Consider the following 17,411-nt stretch of genomic DNA (forward strand, 5'->3'; position numbering starts at 1 on the left):
AACCCAAGATGTAATTAGAAAATCAATACAACCGACTCCGAAATGTTACTTAGAATTTCAGAGTCCGTTCGGATATTTCCAGTCTCGTTTGACATGCGATTGGATCACTAATGTCGAATGTGAAATACTAAAATATTTTAAGCACTATTATCATAATCAACAAAAAAGCAACCACTAGCGAGACCCCGCAGTGCGCGTGAATACGCGCCAAGGAGGCTCGCAGTTCGCCCGCGGAAAGCGAGCGTATGGTAGCTTGTATAAAAAGTAACACAAACACTATTTTGCAGTTTGATCAATTGAACAAATTGAATGAAATATTTTGTCCCATATTCTCTACTCATATGTTAATGAACATTAAAGTAACGGGCTTGGGGGTGACTGAACACTATGGCCGTAACACTTGCTTCCGGCTCCATCATAAACCCTTCAGTAAGATGGATACCGATTTTTTCAGGAGATAGCAATTTAAACAGCTTCTCCTGATCCTCTAAGTTCGGACAAGCAGGGTAGCCAAAAGAAAACCGCTGCCCTTGATATTTGGCGGAAAACAAATCGCGTATACCTAGGTCTACAGGGTCCGGAAATCCCCATTGATCCCGCAGCAACTGATGAAGACGTTCTGCGAAGCCTTCAGCTAGTTCTAAGGCTACGGATTGGAGCGCATGACTCTTAAAGTATTCGCCTGCTTCTTTATACGCCTGCGAGCGTTCTCGAACACCGCTGCCTGCCGTGACTGCCATCAACGCGACGTAGTCCATAACACCTTCAGAAGCAGGGCGGACATAATCGGCAAGACAGAGAAACGGTGGTTTTTCCTGTCGAGGAAAATCAAACGTATTGATGACTGTTGTCTGATCAGCAGGGTCATAGATAAGGAGAGTGTTCCCATCCGATTGGGCAGGGAAGAAACGGTACAACCCTGCTGCTTTGATTGTTTCCTCAATGGCCGCTTCGTGCATGACCTCTTGAACCTTTTCCTTTAAGTCAAGCGTGCGTTGATCTTGGCTTTCCAGCAGTTTATCTACACGCCCTTTTAGGCCGAGATGATGACCGAGGAGCATTTGCCAGTTCACATAAGGCATCAAGTGATCGGTCGGGACTTCTTTCAGAACATGCTGGTCCGTGTCTTGAGGAATAAATACAGGGGCCTGATCAAGTCCTGGAGCTTCCTGTGTCGATCGCTCAGCTCGTTTTTCTAAGACAGCCGCTGGGGTAGGCTGTGCTGCTTTTTCGCGAGCTACCTCCAACTCTGCCTTTATTTTTGTGCGTTCTTCCGGTTTTTGCAAACGATTGGCGATCGACAGACCATTCATGGCATCCTTTGCGTAGAGCACAAGTCCATCGTATTCATTCGAAATTTTTGTGTTGGTGAATTTTCTCGACAGCGCGGCTCCGCCAACGAGGATCGGTAAGTCAATTCCAGATTGCTTTAAATCCTGAGCTGTGATCACCATCTGTTGGGCAGATTTGACGAGGAGCCCAGATAGTCCAATCATATCAGGATGCTCTTTTTGAACGGCTTGAATGAGCGTCTCTGGCGTTACCTTAATGCCTAAATCCACTACGTCAAACCCATTGTTGGTTAGAATAATATCAACAAGGTTTTTCCCGATATCATGCACATCGCCTTTGACGGTCGCCAAAAGAATTTTTGCTTTTTTCTCTTGCTTACCGCCATTCGCTTCCATATGAGGCTCTAGAAACGCAACGGCGGATTTCATCGCTTCAGCACTCTGAAGAACCTCAGCGACAATGAGCTGATTGTCGTTGAACAGACGACCAACCTCCGCCATACCTGTCATTAAAGGTCCATTAATGATAGCGAGAGGAGTCTCATATTCATTTAACGCAAGTCCTAAATCATCGGTAAGGCCATCCTTCGTGCCTTCAACAATATAGTATTGCAACCGTTCATCAAGACTCATATGCTCGGTTGGCTTGGCTTGTACCTTCTTTTTCCCGCGATATTTCTCTGTAAATGCGGCCAACGTTGCGTCTGTTGTTTCATAAAGCAGCTTGTCGGCAAGTGCGATTTCCTCTTTTGGGATTGAAGCGTAGCGCTCAAGCTTTTCGGTGTTTACGATGGCATAATCAAGGCCTGCTTGTGTGCAATGATACAAATACACAGCATTCAGTACTTCTCTGCCAACAGGGGGCAAACCAAAAGAAACATTGGAGATGCCGAGAATCGTCAGGCACTCTGGTAAAGCTTCCTTAATCATGCGGATGCCCTCAATGGTGGCTTCCGCTGAGCCAATATACTGTTCGTCACCTGTACCGATCGGGAAGACGAGTGGATCGAAAATGATATCACTCGAGCGCAGTCCATATTTTTCGACGAGCAGATCATGGGAGCGCATCGCAATTTCCAGCTTGCGTTCAGCCGTGACGGCCATGCCTGTTTCATCAATCGTTCCTACGACAACAGCAGCACCATATTCTTTGACAATCGGAATCACGGCTTCAAAACGCTCTTCACCATCTTCTAGATTGATCGAATTAATAATGGCTTTCCCTTGCGAGTAACGGAGTGCTTTTTCAATGACCAGTTCATCTGTGGAATCAATGACAAGGGGAACCTTCACCTTCTTCACCGCATGATAAAGGAATTTCTCCATATCCTCCAATTCTTCGCGGTCAGGGTCAGCAAGGCACACATCAATGACATGGGCGCCACCTTTCACCTGAGCACGGGCAATTTCTGCTGCATCCTCATAGGCGCCTTCAGCAATTAAACGTTTGAACTTTCGGGACCCAATGACATTTGTTCGTTCGCCGACCATTAATGGTCTCATCGTATCATCATAGATAAGGGGGTCAATGCCAGATACCATATGCTGTGGAGAACGTTCAGGGATTAATCGCGGAGCATAGTGCTGCATTTCATTCGCAATGGCTGCGATGTGGTCAGGTGTTGTTCCACAACAGCCGCCGGCAACATTTAGCCATCCTTTTTCCGCAAAGGCCCCAAGCTTTTTGGCAATCGACTCAGGGGATTCATGATAGTTTCCTTCCTCATCAGGCAACCCTGCATTTGGGTAACAGCTGACAGCTGAAGCCGCTAAAGAGGAGAGAGACCGGACGTGATCTCTCATAAATTCTGGTCCAGTTGCACAGTTGAGTCCAACCGCCGTAGGATTCATATGCTCTAGTGAGAGATAAAAGGCTTCAATGGTCTGCCCTGCCAATGTCGTTCCCATCGGTTCGATCGTTCCTGACACAAAAAGTGGAAGGCTAACGCCTGTTTTTTCAAAGGCCGACTTCATCCCAACATAGGCCGCTTTGACGTTCAACATATCCTGACTCGTTTCAAGGAGAATAAGATCGACCCGTCCAGCAATCAAACCTTCCACTTGTTCCTGGTAGCAATCCACAAGATGCTCGAAGGTGGTTCCACCAGTCACAGATAATGTTTTCGTCGTTGGACCTAATGCGCCTGCAACAAATCGTTGGTGATCCGAGGTTGAATACTTTTGTGCGGCAGTGACAGCTAGTTCAGCGGCCACCTTATTAATATTGAACGCATGAGTACCAAGGTCGTAATCATCAAGGACAATCGATGTTGCTCCAAAGGTATTCGTCGCAATAATGTCAGCACCAGCCGCCAAATAGCCTTCATGAATGGCTGTAATGGCTTCTGGTTTCGTTAAGTTCAAGTATTCATTGCAACCATCATATTCCTCACCGCCAAAATCTTCAGGAGACAGATCGGCGTTTTGGATCATCGTTCCCATCGCGCCATCAAGAATGAGGATGCGTTTTTGCATTTCGTTTGCGATCGTTGTTGTCATTGATAAATTCCTCCCGCTGTCTATCATTGAAGAAAAGGCGTAACTGGTTGTTGTTTCTTTTGCGTTTGTTCGTGAATATAATGAACGAGCTCAATCGACCATTCGTATTTTAAAAATGGTGTAATCACATAAATGCCAGGGAAATAATCTAGAGCGACATCAATGAGCTGCTTCGCCATCGCAATGCCTTCGCGTCTTGCAGCAGCAGGATCATCTTTCGTTGCAGCCATGATGGCTCGCGTACTGTCTGTTAACTTAATGCCAGGCACTTCATGATGCAAAAACTCTGCATTTCGATGCCCTGTGAGTGGCATAATGCCGATATAGAGTGGAGCGTCTAACGTCTTTATTGCTTCAGCAACATCAATGAGCTGCTCTTCACTGTACACGGGCTGAGAAATAAAATAATCAGCGCCATTCGCGACTTTTTTCTCGAGGCGTTTTACCGCTTTATCAAGGTATTTAACGTTCGGATTAAAGGCACCTGCGATAGAGAACTGTGTTTTTTCTTTTAGTGGTTTGCCAGAGTGAGAATAGCCATTGTTAAACTGCTTCATAAGCTTGATCAGCTCAAAGCTTTGTAGATCATATACGGAGCTTGCCCCTGGAAAATCGCCGATTTTAGTCGGATCGCCAGTCACCGCAAGGATTTCATGAATGCCAGCCGTGTGAAGCCCCATTAGGTGGGACTGCAAGCCAATTAAATTTCGGTCCCGACAGGACAAATGAACAAGTGGATTAATATTGTATTTGGTTTTAAGAATGGTCGCAATAGCTGTATTGCAAACACGTGGTGAGGCAAGAGAGTTGTCTGCAATTGTAATCGCATCAACGCCGGCTTCTTGTAACAATGCAGCGCCTTTAAAATAATCCTCAACAACCAAATGTTTAGGAGGATCAAGCTCAACAATAACGGATGTGCGTGTTTTCATTTGGACGTGCAAAGGTTCGATTCCAAGCGGTTGTGAAACCACCTCGATGACATCGTGAGGGGCCAGAGGGACCTGTTTTTCTGTCAACGGTGTTAACGGTCTGACCGCAGCAGCCATAGCGGCAATATGAGCGGGGGTTGTTCCACAGCAACCGCCAATGACACGCGCACCTTGGTCTCGCAATGAGCGTGCACATTCGCCAAAATAATCAGCATGTGCCTTGAAAAATAATCGTCCATCCTGTACATCAGGCAAACCAGCATTTGGCGCAGCAGAGATATATGCATCTTCCATTAGAGGTACGTAGCGGAGAGCTTCAATTGTATGGTAAGGTCCAAGGCGACAGTTAATGCCTACAATATCGGCTCCTAACGACTCTAATGTAAGAAATGCGGCTGTTAAAGGCGTTCCGTTTTGCGTCCGACCAGCTTCTTGAAGAGCAAGTTGAGCGATAATTGGAACGTCCGTAGCTTCTCTAGCGATCTTGAGAACAGTGTGCAACTCTTCTTCATCATAATAGGTCTCCAATAAAATTGCATCTACGCCATTGTCTAAGAAGACCTGAAGTTGTTCGCGAAAAGAGGCTTCAATCTCTTCGAGTGTCGTTTCTGTCCGTGTGACCCCACGAATGCCTCCGATCGTCCCTGCCACATAGGCGTCAGTTCCTTCAGTTGCGGCTTTTGCAAGCTCGACGGCTTTCGCGTTTATGTCTATTACTTTGTCAGCAAGCTGATGTTTTGCTAGCTTAATCGCGTTTGCTGCATACGTATTGGTTTTGATCAGATCAGCGCCAGCATCAACATAAGATTTATGGACTTCAGTAATGATCGTTGGCTGGGTGAGATTAACTTCTTCAAAGCAGGATTGGACCTGATACGTATCGTAAAGGTACGTGCCCATTGCGCCATCCATAATGACGAAATCGTTTTCTAGTTTCGTTCGAAGTGTCATCGTAACGCCTCCTCTTGATGGGTTGCAGCAACGTGCAGTGCTTGGTCAACGTCATGAATAAGATCCTCTGCATCTTCAATCCCAACCGAAAAGCGAAGCAGTCGGTTGCACACGCCATAGGCTGTACGAATCTCTTCAGGGATGTCCATATGCGTTTGCGTAGCGGGATACGTAATAAAACTTTCGACGCCGCCAAGGCTTTCGGCAAAGCAGATCAGCTTCAATGCCTTGAGAAAATGAGGAACGAGTGCCTCAGAGGTCAACCGAAAAGAGAGCATGCCGCCTCTGTTTGCGTACAAAACGTCATCCACTAAGTCATGCTGCTCCAGAAAAGCAGCGAGTGCCGTGGCATTCGTTGTATGCTGTCTCATCCTTAGAGGCAACGTTTTCATGCCGCGCATAAGGAGCCATGAGTCAAAGGGGGACAATACCGCTCCAGCTGCGTTTTGATAAGTCGCAAGTTTTTCCCCAAGTGCAACGTCCTTCGTAGTCAATAACCCGGCAAGCACATCATTGTGACCTCCCAAGTATTTTGTTGCAGAATGAATCACAATATCCGCACCAATCTCATGAGGGCGTTGAAGGTAAGGCGTTAAAAACGTATTGTCCACAATCAGGAGAAGGTCATGGTCCTTGGCAAGCTTGCCTAAGGCATCTAAATCCGATTCATGCATGAGTGGGTTCGTTGGCGTTTCAATGAACAATGCTTTCGTTTTGCTCGTAATCGCTTTTTCAACGTCCTCAATGATGTGCGTATGAACATAGGAGAAGGTGAGGCCATTCGTTTGGCCATACACGTCAAAAAGACGGTATGTTCCTCCGTATAAGTCCTGCGATACGATTAGTTCATCACCGGAAGAAAACATCGTCATCACAGCATTTACTGCTGCCATGCCAGAAGAAAAGGCAAGCCCTTTTACGCCACCCTCCAGTGTCGCAATCGCTTCTTCAAGCACGTGACGTGTTGGATTTTTTGTGCGTGTATAATCATATCCAGTCGATTCTCCAATGCCGTTGTGACGAAATGCTGTAGATAGATAAATGGCAGGAGAGACCGTACCTGTTTCTGTGTCTGTACGATTTCCAATTTGTGCGAATAAAGTGTCAATACGCTGTTCTGTCATCCTCTAAAACCCTCCTTGTGTATGAAAAAAACTCCCTCACGAAAAGAAGGAGTTTTTTTCAAAAATCCTTCTTCTCATCTTGCAAGCATATGCTTGCTGGACTTAGCACCGTACCCACTTAGAGGCTGGTTGCTGAGGTTTCGACGGGCCATGTCCCTTAACCTCTCTTGATAAGAAAAAGAATGAAACGATTTAGTTGTTAGCCATAACTTTACACGACAGCTATCGAAAATGCAACGTTTTTTCAGTAACGCGTTTACCCGTTAATAACTGCTCCACCATTTAAATGCAATACTTGCCCTGTCATATACGATGAATCTTCACAGGCAAGAAACACATAGGAAGGCGCTAACTCTTCAGGTTGACCAGCACGTTTCATAGGCGTATTTGCTCCAAATTTCGCCACATCCTCTGCTTTAAACGTAGCTGGGATGAGGGGCGTCCAAATCGGACCAGGTGCCACACCATTTACACGAATGCCACGATCAATGAGCTGCTGCGAAAGCGATCTTGTGAATGATGTAATCGCGCCTTTTGTGGCGGAATAATCGATAAGGTTTTTGCTCCCTTTGTATGCTGTAATCGAAGTCGTATTGATGATTACGCTACCGGGTGACAGATGGGGAAGGGCGGCATGAGTAAAATAAAAGAAGGAAAAGATATTCGTCGCAAAGGTTTGTCTCATCTGTTCATTTGTAATGTCCTCGAAACGCTCCTGTGGGTGCTGCTCGGCCGCATTGTTCACGAGAATATCCAACGCACCAAATGCTTCAATTGTTTTTGAAACGGCAGCCGAGGCAAATTGTTCATCACTGACATCCCCAGGAATCAGAAGACATTCTCCACCATACTCTTCAATCTCGCGTTGAACTTCTTGGGCATCCTCATGCTCATTGAGATAGACGATGGCTACATGAGCACCTTCTTTCGCATAAGCGATTGCTGTAGCTTTGCCTATTCCACTGTCACCACCAGTAATAAGGGCGTTTTTCCCTTCAAGCTTTCCAGCAGGAAGGTATTCAGGGTTGTTCGTATACGGGCGAGGTATCATCTCTGATTCGTTGCCGGGTTGTTTGGATTGTGCTTGAGCTGGCTGACCTTTAGGGTACTCATTGGATCTCATTTTTTTTCCTCCTTTGAACTATGCTTGTCTTCTATAAGTAGTCTTACCTTTTTTCTTCACGATAAAAACAAAAAAACACGCATCAGATCATAGTTTTTCCGATCTGTTACGTGTTTTTACAACTTTCGCAGTGCAAAAATTACCTTTAATGTTGGCTGTGTCTTAGTGGAAACAAGGTGAGATAGATTGATTGACATCTTGTGTATTCGGGAGATTAAAATTTCTAGCTCACAATACTGTAGTTTCTAAAAGATCGTTTTACACTTGTGTCCTTTTGGGTGTTAGAATACACGACACCGCTGCGTCAAAATACTTCGCTTTCACCCTACGGGTACAAGTGCAACATCGACTCGAGAAGACCTCGTCGTGTTTTCTATGCCGCCGGGCACGGCTTCAGCTTCCTCGGAGTCTTGCTTTCCTGCGGGATCTTCAGCTCGAGCTGTACCCGCAGGAGTCTACGTATTTTGACTACGCTAATGTTTATTCTGCATAAAAAGCAATCCCAACCCTTAATTGAAGGTTTATCCAGCTTTATCTAAGTTTGTCTGTCAAAATCCTATTTATTCAGGGGGGTATACACCAAGATATTCTTCCAACGTTATGTCTTGCTCGAACATCGCTAGCGCAGGCTCTTTACCAACATAGCGAAGATGCCACGGCTCGTATTGGTATTCTGTAATTGCCTGTGTATCCTTCTGATAACGAATAATAAAACCAAAGCGATGGGCATTTTCTTCTAGCCAAATACCCTCAGGTTTTTCTCCCAGCTCTTCAACTAAGGCATTTCCAACTGAAGCTGCGGACACATCCATGGCAAGGCCCGTTTGATGTTCACTTTCCCCAGGGTAGGCGCTAACCGTATTCGCTTTTTCTTCGCTGCCGTAGCGTGTGACGTTGCTTGCAAAAATAGCTTCTTGACGATCATAGGAACGATATCCAGAGATCGCAAACAGTTCAATTCCATCTGCTTCTGCGGCCGCAAACAACTCTTCAAGCGCAGAAGCGGCGACTTGGCGGAGAAGCCGTTTTGGCAACTGCTCTGTAAAAGGAAAGTCTACATTAGGTTCAACTAGATCATTTGGTACATAAGGAGCAGGCAAGCTGTATGTTTTGTTTGCAAGCGCAAGAATGCTGCTCGGGTCTTTTAACACATTATCTGCTGTGGCATCTGTTTCAGGATTGAATGAATGGGGGTTTACATTCGCTTGTGCTGTGTCGCTTTGATCGGGAGTATCCTTATCTCCTTCATCCGCTTCAGGAGGGATTGTTCCAGCGTCAACAGTTTCATTTTGAGCGGTTTGATGATCCTCAGAATCGGCTGCTTCAGCCGTATTGGATGACGGCGCTTTTTCTTCAATTTGAGTCGTTTCATTTAATGGGGTGTTGTTGTCTGTCACAGAGCATGCTGTGGCTCCTAAAAGGACAAATATAAACAAAGTTATGAGTGCACTATACCGCAATATTTGTGTTTTTAAAAACACGCTGAACACCAGCTTTCATTAAAATTGAATAGGACAGTTTTGTTTTCACAAAATGTAAATAGCTATCATTTTTTCGACATTAGGTTTTTATTTTAAGGGGTGGATACGCTCGTTAGCTGTGTGCTATGACATTGACTTTGTTTGCTCTTTGGCGTCCTTCGTTTTTGCCTTTCGTTTTTGCTTTTTCTTAACGAAAATCTGAGTGACATTCGTCAAGGTAGTGACGAGCAATGCATGAATGCATACACCTAAAATCGTTAGAATGACGGCTGTGGCTTTTCCAATAAAAGAGGCTGGATCAACGTCCTGATTTCCAAAGAGGAAAAGTGTTCCAATGGACCATGTAAACGCTTCGGGATAACTTTTTACAATTGGTTCATAATAGTAGAATGGAAGCGTAGAAACGAATACAAGCAGGAGGCTACTTGAAACGAGGGTTCTCCTTTTTGTGTTTTTCATAGTCGAAATCAACGGATTTGAGAAACGTTTTGTCATTGTTTTCAATCGCATCACTCGGAAAAGGCGAGCCAGTTTTGCCGATTGGTACAACGCATCCAAAGGGATTAAGGCGACAAGATCAAATGGATTGGAACGTATAAACAACCACTTATCCTTTGCATACCAAAGACGTACAACATAATCGACAAAAAAAACACTCCACGTTCCCCATATGATAGAGGCTTGCCAAGGCCATTCGTACCAAATCGTTCCAACAGATAAGATAATACAGCAAAACATTAGCCATTCATATAATCTTAGCCACAGCATAAACGTCATCCTTCATTACTTTTTCTAGAAAGTAGCAGGCAAGTTTCTTCATTGAAAAAGCGCCTTCATAAGGGAAGACGCTGCTCCGATCAATCTGAGAGCTGGTTTGTAAAAAACAATGCAATCGTTCCAGGTCCTGCATGCGAGCCGATTGCAGCTCCAATGGTATTAATATAGAAAGAGCTCGTTCCAAAGCGTTCTTGAATGTCACGCTTGAACGCCTCAGCCTCATCAGGAGCGTCTCCGTGACTAATAAAGACCGTTTGCTTCTCAAGCTGTTGTCCCTGATCTTCCATAAGCTGCAGCATACGTTGCCGTCTTTTATTATTGCCGCGTGTTTTTTCAAGTGGGACGAGCTTTCCCTCGTCGACATGGAGGATCGGTTTTATATGCAATAATCCGCCCATAAATGCCGCGACCTTGCTTACACGACCACCACGCTCTAAGTACACGAGATCATCGACTGTGAAAATATGAACGATTGTTTCAGCAAAGTCCGTTATGTTCTTTATTAGCTCTTGATAGGAAAGTCCTTTGTCTCGCCATTGCACGGCCTGATAGACAAGTCGTCCAAGACCAAGAGAAACACACTTTGAGTCGATGATGGTTAGTTCAAAATCAGGATGTTCCTCAAGCACTTGCTTCCGAATGAGCTCGGCGGTTTGATACGTCCCAGATAGTCCAGATGAAAGCGCAATATAAATTGCAGGTTGTTTTTGCTCTGCCAATGCTGTGAAGGTAGCTAAGAAGGTGTCAGGACCGATTTGGGCAGTTTTAGGTACTGTTTTGTCGTTACGCATTGTTTCGTACACTTCTTTTGGTGAAATATCCTTATGCTCTTCGTATTCTTTTCCGTCCAAAATGACTGCAAGAGATAACATAAGGACATCATGCTCTTCACACCATTTAGGCGTCATGTCACATGCACTATCGGTTAAGATCGTCGTCAATTGAACTCCACCCCCTTTTTTATTTTAACGAATCGCAAACTCACATTTCTTTACAAGTGTATCAAACCTTTAAAATAATTCAATTCTTTGCTGTTCGTATTAAAGTTTTTTTGTGGTTGCTTCCGTGCATTCGTGCTCCTATAATGAAACATGGTTTATGATTTTCACTAAGAAAAGAGGCTGCTTTAATGGTCATGAATGAAATAAAAAAAATAATCGTTATTATGTTTGGTGCTTTTTTGAATGCAGTCGCCTTAAACGTTTTTCTGATCCCAGCTAATGTGTATGCAAGTGGGTTCACCGGAGCGGCGCAGCTAATTGCCACCATTCTTGAAAACCCGGGGCTAACAGGACTGATCGTATTCATTCTTAACATTCCTGTGACCATTCTAGGTTGGATGAAAGTAGGCAAACTCTTTACGATTTATAGTTTTTTGTCCGTCCTAATGCTAACTTTATTCCTTGATATTATTCCAATTCTACCGCAAACTGAAGATACCCTGTTGTACGCTGTTTTTGGTGGGGTTTGCTCAGCAGTCGGGGTCGGATTAACGTTAAAGTTTGGCGCATCTACTGGTGGAATGGATATTATTGCAATGGTTCTTTCAAGGATGAAGGATCGACCTGTTGGTACATATTTTTTTATGCTCAACTCAATTATCATCGCTACAGCAGGCATTTACTTTGATCCTGAAAAGGCATTGTACACTCTCGTCGCCTTGTATGCGACAACGCGGGTTATTGATGTCATTCATACGAGACATGAAAAATTAACAGCGATGATTGTGTCCAGTAAATCCGAAGAACTAGAAGCAGCCATTCATGCAAAGCTGGTTAGGGGCATTACAACAGTGCCTGCCAGAGGCGCTTTTTCCAAACAAAAAAAGGACATGCTCATCATGGTGATTACACGTTATGAACTTTATGATTTGGAGCAAACCATTCGGGAAGTTGATCCACATGCATTTACAAACGTTGTCCAAACAGCAGGGGTTTATGGGTTTTTCCGCAAAGAATAGAGCTTAGCTCGTAGGAAAGTGAAACAAATCGTAAGCCACCTTCGTCTAGAAGGTGAAAGGATTTTCAAGGAGGGTATGACGATGAAATTCAACTGGTTTACAATGGTAATGTTGGCCGCATTGTTGTCGCTTGGCGCATGTTCTACATCAGAGCCAGCCAACACAACGGACCAAGAGACAAATGGAGAGTCTGAAGAAGAAGGTACTACTGACGGTGAGACAAGTGGGGCTGACAGCGAAGCAGATGCGACGCAAACCGATCAGCTTTCATTATCTGCTGAGCCGGACGTTTGGGAAAACGGGGCCGATTTGACGCTGATTTTAGATAATTCGTCTGATGAAGACATCACGTTAGAAAACAGCTCCGAGCAACTCGTTCAATTTGTAGTGAAAAACGATGCTGGGGAAGAAGTGTACGATTCCAGTGCGGACGGTACATTTAGTCAAGCAACTGGTAGCACAACGATTGCAGCAGGAAGTGATTTTCGTTGGACCCCATTTTGGGATCTCACATCAGAAGGCTCTAGAGTTCCAGCAGGCACCTATACGCTTGAAGCAACTATAGTTGCCGATACGCTTGAAGAAGGTGGTCTAACCGTAACGCAAGAATTTGACGTTGCTGAAGCTGACGAAAGCGTCTTTCGCGATGTCAGTGTTGAAGGTGAAGCTGGGACGTATACAGTCGAAGGTGAAGTAAACGTAGCTAGTGGCCCTTTTTCTTATTCAATTGAAGATGGTCATAATGTATTTGTAGAAAACGGTGAGTTCCCAGCTGTTGAGGGAAGTGAAGGTTGGACATCCTTTAGCCTTCCGATTGACATTTCAGATGAAGAGCTCCCCTCAAATGGCTCAGTAATGCTTGTGCTGAGAAATGACCAAGGGAAAGAACAAGGCGTCCGCTTAGAGCAATTTACTCAGCAATAAGAGACAATTGACTACGATTATAAAGCTTGAGCCTCCACACGTTGTGGAGGCTCATTTAGATTTTTTGAACAAGCTAGAGACTTAATGGCATTATTTTCTAGGTGCGGAATTCTGGTAGCGTGGAATAGCTATAAGGGCAATGAGCAAAGGACAAGGCAAAGCAACGAAGAAAGCAAGCATTTGTCATCAGCTTGAACAAAAAAGCTGAACGTGATTTCACCCACGTTCAGCTTCTGTTTCCTATTTAGAACTTTTTAATATTAAACGCCGTATGTAGCAAACACATCAAGCACGGCTGGTTCTAGTGTATCCCAGCTTGCTGCGTCAACTTTGTTTACAGAAACAAAATCTCCATACGCCATAATGCTGTCGACGCCTTCTAAAGCAAGAATTTGCTTTAGCAAAGGGTGAGAGATGTCATCCCCTGCTTTTCCGTGAGTGCTTTTGGCACCTTCGAATAACTGCTCCTCTGCAGTAAATTTCACTGCATTCGGGTTAGGTGTATATTGTGCTGTTGCTTTCATTGTTTACTCCTCCTTACAGTATCTCATTGAATTCATCATAACATGGCTTCTCTGAGCTGAACAGCAGAAAGAATGACCAAACTTTCTTGACCGTTTAGTGCAGAAAAACTTAGATAGATAAGAGTTAGGCTAAAAAGTGTAATGAAATGATCGCCACCGAACAAGATAAAGCAATGAAGAAATTGAGCGTACTTCTCAACATATGTTCAGGCTGAATGAAAACGCTTGTCTTATCTAAGTGCAAAGTCTTGGCAGGCGCAGAGTTGCCATTACGGCAATGAGCACCGAGCAAGGCAAAGCAACAACGAAAGTGAGCGTTTGTCATCAGCCTGAACGCTTAGACAGTAGCCTATGCTCAAATAGCGTTAAAGGTCAGCTTTTTGCTCAGCTTCACTAAACGTACTGCGGTACGGAAAACGCAGATCATGCTGTTTCACGGACTGTGTTCCTTGCTGAGTAAATCGTTTGGACTTGCTTTTTCGACCCATCCAAATCGCCTCCTGCAATGAGCATACGTTAAACGCAGTAGTAGTTTAACACGCAACAGTCCAGTTCAATCATCATGTCGAGTCGTATTTGTAGGAGTAAAAGGGAATAAACGGAAATGTTTAATGAGGAGAAGGGAGGGTAATCTAATTGTAAGACTTCACAACGAACAAACAAAGGAGATGACTTACAATGAAACGCAAACGTATAATGATGTCTTCCATTGCCGTCGGGGCAGCAGGAGCCGCAGCTGCTTCAGTTATGGTACTTAAAGACCGTGACAAACGAGAGAGGCTCTTCTCGACCTACACAGACTGGAAACAAAAAGTAACGGATAAATTTAATTCGAATAATTCGCTCCCTGTTGACAAAGCGGGCATACCAGATCCTCAAGACGAGGCAGATAATAAAATGGTTTCAGAAGGCGCTCAGTTTGGCGTACAATATTACAATGAACACAAACAAGAACCAAAATAAAAACGCCCAATCCGGGCGTTTTTATTTTGAAGGTTTCATGCGGTGACAACTCTGGAACTCTCAATAGAATTAAATGGGTACGATGATTGTGGAACCATAATTCGTTCTAAGTCATCAATTTGTTTTTGGAGGCTGGCAAGGATTGCAAATGATTGCTCATCACTACAGGCTTGGGGAACATTTTTAATCACAATACGATTCCCGGTATAATGGTATACGTGAACATCAGGCAACATCCTTCAACTCCTCATCCATTCGTTGTTACTCATACTTATTCAAACTTTGTAGACGAATTCCTTTGGGATTCTTTGTAGAATATTGAGTTGTTTTGTTGTGGAAAAGTCGAAATTTGTCGAATGAGCTTTGCGGTTTTCATTAAACGCCACCAAAGGTATAATACATAGAAGAAAGGAGTGAAACAAAATGGATGAAGCAATGAAAGAATATATTATGGGCGCTCTTGAGAATGTTATCGATCCTGAGCTTGGTATCGATATTGTCAACCTTGGATTAATCTATGATGTTGACCTTGAGGACGATGGCCATCTTATTGTAACGATGACATTAACGGCGATGGGATGCCCACTCGCTGGTGTAATTGAGAGTGAAGTGAAAAATGCAGTTGCTGCGCTACCTGAAGTGGAATCCGTCGATGTAAATATTGTTTGGAGTCCGCCATGGGGAAAGGACAAAATGTCCCGAATGGCTAAAATAGCATTAGGTGTCCCTGATTGATAAAGGTCAAAAAACATTGCCGAGCATTATCGGCAATGTTTTTTTTGAAAAAATGAGTGTTCTATTCAAAGAATACTCCTACATTTAAATTGTAATCAAATCATAAATGTGGATCTTTAAAAACAGCCTCCGGCGGCAAAGAAAACACGATGAGGTTAGGACAGCCAGCTTTGAAGTTGATTTCGCAATGCGCAAGTTATCTAAACATAAGTGCACTGCTGCATCACTGCACTAGAAGATCCAACTTGCATGAAGCGATACAATTCCTTGTCTTGTTTGGGTGCGACACGCCTTAATACGTTTCTTACTCGTTATAAGAGACCGGGATAAAAATAAAAAAATTTACGCAGAAACAAACATCAGCGTAGTCAAAATGCGTAGACTCCTGCGGGAACAGCGCGAGCTGAAGATCCCCTCGGAAAGCAAGATTCCAAGGAAGCTGAAGCCGTGCCAGGCGGTAAAGTAAACACGATGAGGTACTCGCGAATCGATGTTGACCTTATACCATTTATGGTGCAAGCGGAGTGTTTTGACGAAGCGGTCGTGATTGCAATAAGCGCAACATCGATTCGCGAGGTGATATTGATCAATTGACCTCTCCCAAACAACGCCTGCCGTATTCAGTAAATAGGAATGGTGCCGGAGCTCACAACCCTGTATTTCTGAAATTCTAAAAGGTCGTCTTTCCGTAACGAAGCTGACTTCGAGGTGCTAAATCACTAGATGAGCCCTTTTTTAGTTCTTATCACATCATAAAAAAAGAGTTCTTCATTTGTTTACTGCTTATTTAAAACCCGTATTTCCATGGCGATTCGACCGAATTATTTATAATAGCGTACTCCGTTAAAATACCTTAACGTTTTTTCGGATAAATATTAAGGTTAATGAATAAAAAAACATAAAAAGGCTTGAAACATTGCATAACTCCTGTATAATTACAACTACATTGTTAGAAATGATACGGAACGCTCCACAAGAAATTTTATAAAAGAAACAGATAGAGAAAATAGAATAGAAATAGACACAAAAAAATAATCTTCAAATGGGATGTACACGGAGGAGAGGCTGAAATGAACGTAGGTATTGTCGGAGCAACGGGGTATGGTGGTGCGGAGTTAATTCGTTTAATCAACCACCATCCATATGCAACAGTGAGTGCAGTGTATTCAACGACACAAGATGGTGCAGCGTTAAGTGAGAGTTACCCACATATGCTTGATATGAATTCGCTTGTGTTGCAGGCATTTGATGCAAAGCATGCCGGGGCCACTTGCGATGTAGTATTTCTTGCGACACCACCAGGCGTATCATCAAAGCTGTCCCCGTCATTGTTAGCAGAAAACGTAAAAGTCATTGATTTGTCAGGGGATTTGCGATTGAAGAATCCCGATGATTATGAGGTGTGGTATAAAAAGAAACCAGCTGATGAATCTTTGCTCAGCGAAGCCGTTTACGGTCTTACAGAATGGACAGGTGAAGCGGTCAAAAAGGCGAGGTTAATTGCCAATCCAGGCTGTTATCCAACGGCTGTGTTGCTTGGGTTGTTGCCGCTCTTAAAAGCAGGTCTCATTGAACCAGACTCATTATTAATTGATGCAAAGTCTGGGACGTCAGGCGCAGGACGAAGTGCGTCTGCCATTGCCCATTTTCCTGAGATGAACGACAACTTTAAGATATATAAAGTCAACCAACACCAGCATACTCCTGAAATTGAACAAATGCTTTCAACGGTGACGGATAAGCTAACCCCAATCACGTTTAGTACACATCTTGTGCCGATGACACGGGGGATAATGGCGACGATGTACGGGAAACTCACCGTTGGAACGCAGGCAGAAGATCTTCGTGCAGCCTATGAACAATCGTATCATTCTGCCCCTTTTGTTCGTCTTCGGCCTGAAGGGCAATTTCCGTCGACGAAAGAAGTCTATGGGTCTAACTTTTGCGATATTGGCTTCACTTTAGACCAGCGAACCAATCGCGTGACGATTGTCTCAGTCATTGACAATTTGGTCAAAGGTGCAGCAGGGCAAGCGATCCATAATCTTAACGTACTCGCAGGATTTGAAGAAACAGCCGGGCTTCAAATGGTGCCCGTATATCCATAGAATTGACTTGGTCTGGTT

Annotated in this window: 15 protein-coding genes and 1 riboswitch; of the genes, 5 read left to right on the top strand and 10 right to left on the bottom strand. The window is 44.1% G+C overall.

Annotated elements, in window-relative coordinates; translation table 11 throughout:
• Positions 1 to 344: 344 nt before the first annotated feature.
• From metH to EV213_RS02900, 7 genes are all read right to left on the bottom strand, one after another.
• Entirely contained in the window at positions 345 to 3,791 is a 3,447-nt protein-coding gene (gene metH / locus EV213_RS02870) for a methionine synthase (protein ID WP_133578983.1), read from the bottom strand.
• 23 nt (positions 3,792 to 3,814) lie between these two features.
• Positions 3,815 to 5,674: a bifunctional homocysteine S-methyltransferase/methylenetetrahydrofolate reductase gene (locus EV213_RS02875; RefSeq protein WP_133578984.1), complete on the bottom strand. Its 1,860-nt coding sequence runs from the start codon at positions 5,672 to 5,674 to the stop codon at positions 3,815 to 3,817.
• Positions 5,671 to 6,798: a methionine biosynthesis PLP-dependent protein gene (locus EV213_RS02880; RefSeq protein ID WP_133578985.1), complete on the bottom strand. Its 1,128-nt coding sequence runs from the start codon at positions 6,796 to 6,798 to the stop codon at positions 5,671 to 5,673. Before EV213_RS02880 ends, EV213_RS02875 begins: the two co-directional genes overlap by 4 nt.
• Positions 6,799 to 6,869: 71 nt before the next feature.
• Positions 6,870 to 6,975: riboswitch (SAM riboswitch) on the bottom strand.
• Positions 6,976 to 7,054: 79 nt separating this feature from the next.
• Positions 7,055 to 7,921 (bottom strand): SDR family oxidoreductase, encoded by an 867-nt coding sequence (locus tag EV213_RS02885; protein ID WP_133578986.1) that lies wholly within the window; start codon positions 7,919 to 7,921, stop codon positions 7,055 to 7,057.
• Between the two features lie 560 nt (positions 7,922 to 8,481).
• Positions 8,482 to 9,318, bottom strand: a complete 837-nt coding sequence (locus tag EV213_RS02890; RefSeq protein WP_133578987.1) for a M15 family metallopeptidase — start codon at positions 9,316 to 9,318, stop codon at positions 8,482 to 8,484.
• Positions 9,319 to 9,525: 207 nt separating this feature from the next.
• Positions 9,526 to 10,170, bottom strand: coding sequence for an ion channel (locus EV213_RS02895; RefSeq protein ID WP_133578988.1), 645 nt, complete (start codon positions 10,168 to 10,170; stop codon positions 9,526 to 9,528).
• An 89-nt stretch (positions 10,171 to 10,259) separates the two neighbouring features.
• Complete coding sequence (locus EV213_RS02900) at positions 10,260 to 11,120, bottom strand: DegV family protein (protein ID WP_243739971.1); 861 nt, start codon at positions 11,118 to 11,120, stop codon at positions 10,260 to 10,262.
• A 188-nt stretch (positions 11,121 to 11,308) separates the two neighbouring features.
• Here EV213_RS02900 and EV213_RS02905 point away from each other — a divergent pair, with 188 nt between their 5' ends.
• A complete protein-coding gene (locus EV213_RS02905) occupies positions 11,309 to 12,139 on the top strand; it encodes a YitT family protein (protein WP_133578989.1) in 831 nt (276 codons plus the stop codon).
• An 81-nt stretch (positions 12,140 to 12,220) separates the two neighbouring features.
• Positions 12,221 to 13,063 carry a BsuPI-related putative proteinase inhibitor gene (locus tag EV213_RS02910; protein ID WP_166639137.1) on the top strand — a complete coding sequence of 281 codons (843 nt, stop codon included), beginning with the start codon at positions 12,221 to 12,223 and terminating at the stop codon, positions 13,061 to 13,063.
• A gap of 260 nt (positions 13,064 to 13,323) precedes the next feature.
• Here EV213_RS02910 and EV213_RS02915 read toward each other — a convergent pair whose 3' ends face one another.
• Both EV213_RS02915 and EV213_RS21185 read right to left on the bottom strand, forming a co-directional pair.
• A complete protein-coding gene (locus EV213_RS02915; RefSeq protein ID WP_133578991.1) occupies positions 13,324 to 13,587 on the bottom strand; it encodes a NifU N-terminal domain-containing protein in 264 nt (87 codons plus the stop codon).
• A gap of 365 nt (positions 13,588 to 13,952) precedes the next feature.
• Entirely contained in the window at positions 13,953 to 14,075 is a 123-nt protein-coding gene (locus EV213_RS21185) for a hypothetical protein (protein ID WP_279512744.1), read from the bottom strand.
• A 190-nt stretch (positions 14,076 to 14,265) separates the two neighbouring features.
• Between EV213_RS21185 and EV213_RS02920 the strand changes: the two genes are divergently transcribed.
• Entirely contained in the window at positions 14,266 to 14,550 is a 285-nt protein-coding gene (locus EV213_RS02920; protein WP_133578992.1) for a hypothetical protein, read from the top strand.
• A 35-nt stretch (positions 14,551 to 14,585) separates the two neighbouring features.
• On the opposite strand, the gene EV213_RS02925 is transcribed toward EV213_RS02920, so the two are convergent.
• Positions 14,586 to 14,786, bottom strand: coding sequence for a hypothetical protein (locus EV213_RS02925; protein WP_133578993.1), 201 nt, complete (start codon positions 14,784 to 14,786; stop codon positions 14,586 to 14,588).
• A gap of 187 nt (positions 14,787 to 14,973) precedes the next feature.
• On the opposite strand from EV213_RS02925, the gene EV213_RS02930 reads away from it, so the two are divergent.
• Both EV213_RS02930 and argC read left to right on the top strand, forming a co-directional pair.
• Positions 14,974 to 15,285, top strand: coding sequence for a metal-sulfur cluster assembly factor (locus EV213_RS02930; RefSeq protein WP_133578994.1), 312 nt, complete (start codon positions 14,974 to 14,976; stop codon positions 15,283 to 15,285).
• A 1,070-nt stretch (positions 15,286 to 16,355) separates the two neighbouring features.
• Positions 16,356 to 17,393, top strand: a complete 1,038-nt coding sequence (argC, locus tag EV213_RS02935; RefSeq protein ID WP_133578995.1) for an N-acetyl-gamma-glutamyl-phosphate reductase — start codon at positions 16,356 to 16,358, stop codon at positions 17,391 to 17,393.
• Positions 17,394 to 17,411: the final 18 nt, after the last annotated feature.

Source organism: Aureibacillus halotolerans, assembly GCF_004363045.1.
Taxonomy (GTDB): Bacteria; Bacillota; Bacilli; order Bacillales; family DSM-28697; genus Aureibacillus; species Aureibacillus halotolerans.

What these genes read in the sequence shown, in the direction of transcription:
- EV213_RS21185 (WP_279512744.1), bottom strand. Translation starts at nt 14,075, where the DNA reads ATGGGTCGAAAAAGCAAGTCCAAACGATTTACTCAGCAAGGAACACAG.
- EV213_RS02875 (WP_133578984.1), bottom strand. Translation starts at nt 5,674, where the DNA reads ATGACACTTCGAACGAAACTAGAAAACGATTTCGTCATTATGGATGGC.
- EV213_RS02885 (WP_133578986.1), bottom strand. Translation starts at nt 7,921, where the DNA reads ATGAGATCCAATGAGTACCCTAAAGGTCAGCCAGCTCAAGCACAATCC.
- metH (WP_133578983.1), bottom strand. Translation starts at nt 3,791, where the DNA reads ATGACAACAACGATCGCAAACGAAATGCAAAAACGCATCCTCATTCTT.
- EV213_RS02895 (WP_133578988.1), bottom strand. Translation starts at nt 10,170, where the DNA reads ATGCTGTGGCTAAGATTATATGAATGGCTAATGTTTTGCTGTATTATC.
- EV213_RS02930 (WP_133578994.1), top strand. Translation starts at nt 14,974, where the DNA reads ATGGATGAAGCAATGAAAGAATATATTATGGGCGCTCTTGAGAATGTT.
- EV213_RS02925 (WP_133578993.1), bottom strand. Translation starts at nt 14,786, where the DNA reads ATGTTGCCTGATGTTCACGTATACCATTATACCGGGAATCGTATTGTG.
- EV213_RS02880 (WP_133578985.1), bottom strand. Translation starts at nt 6,798, where the DNA reads ATGACAGAACAGCGTATTGACACTTTATTCGCACAAATTGGAAATCGT.
- EV213_RS02905 (WP_133578989.1), top strand. Translation starts at nt 11,309, where the DNA reads ATGGTCATGAATGAAATAAAAAAAATAATCGTTATTATGTTTGGTGCT.
- EV213_RS02915 (WP_133578991.1), bottom strand. Translation starts at nt 13,587, where the DNA reads ATGAAAGCAACAGCACAATATACACCTAACCCGAATGCAGTGAAATTT.
- EV213_RS02910 (WP_166639137.1), top strand. Translation starts at nt 12,221, where the DNA reads ATGAAATTCAACTGGTTTACAATGGTAATGTTGGCCGCATTGTTGTCG.
- argC (WP_133578995.1), top strand. Translation starts at nt 16,356, where the DNA reads ATGAACGTAGGTATTGTCGGAGCAACGGGGTATGGTGGTGCGGAGTTA.
- EV213_RS02920 (WP_133578992.1), top strand. Translation starts at nt 14,266, where the DNA reads ATGAAACGCAAACGTATAATGATGTCTTCCATTGCCGTCGGGGCAGCA.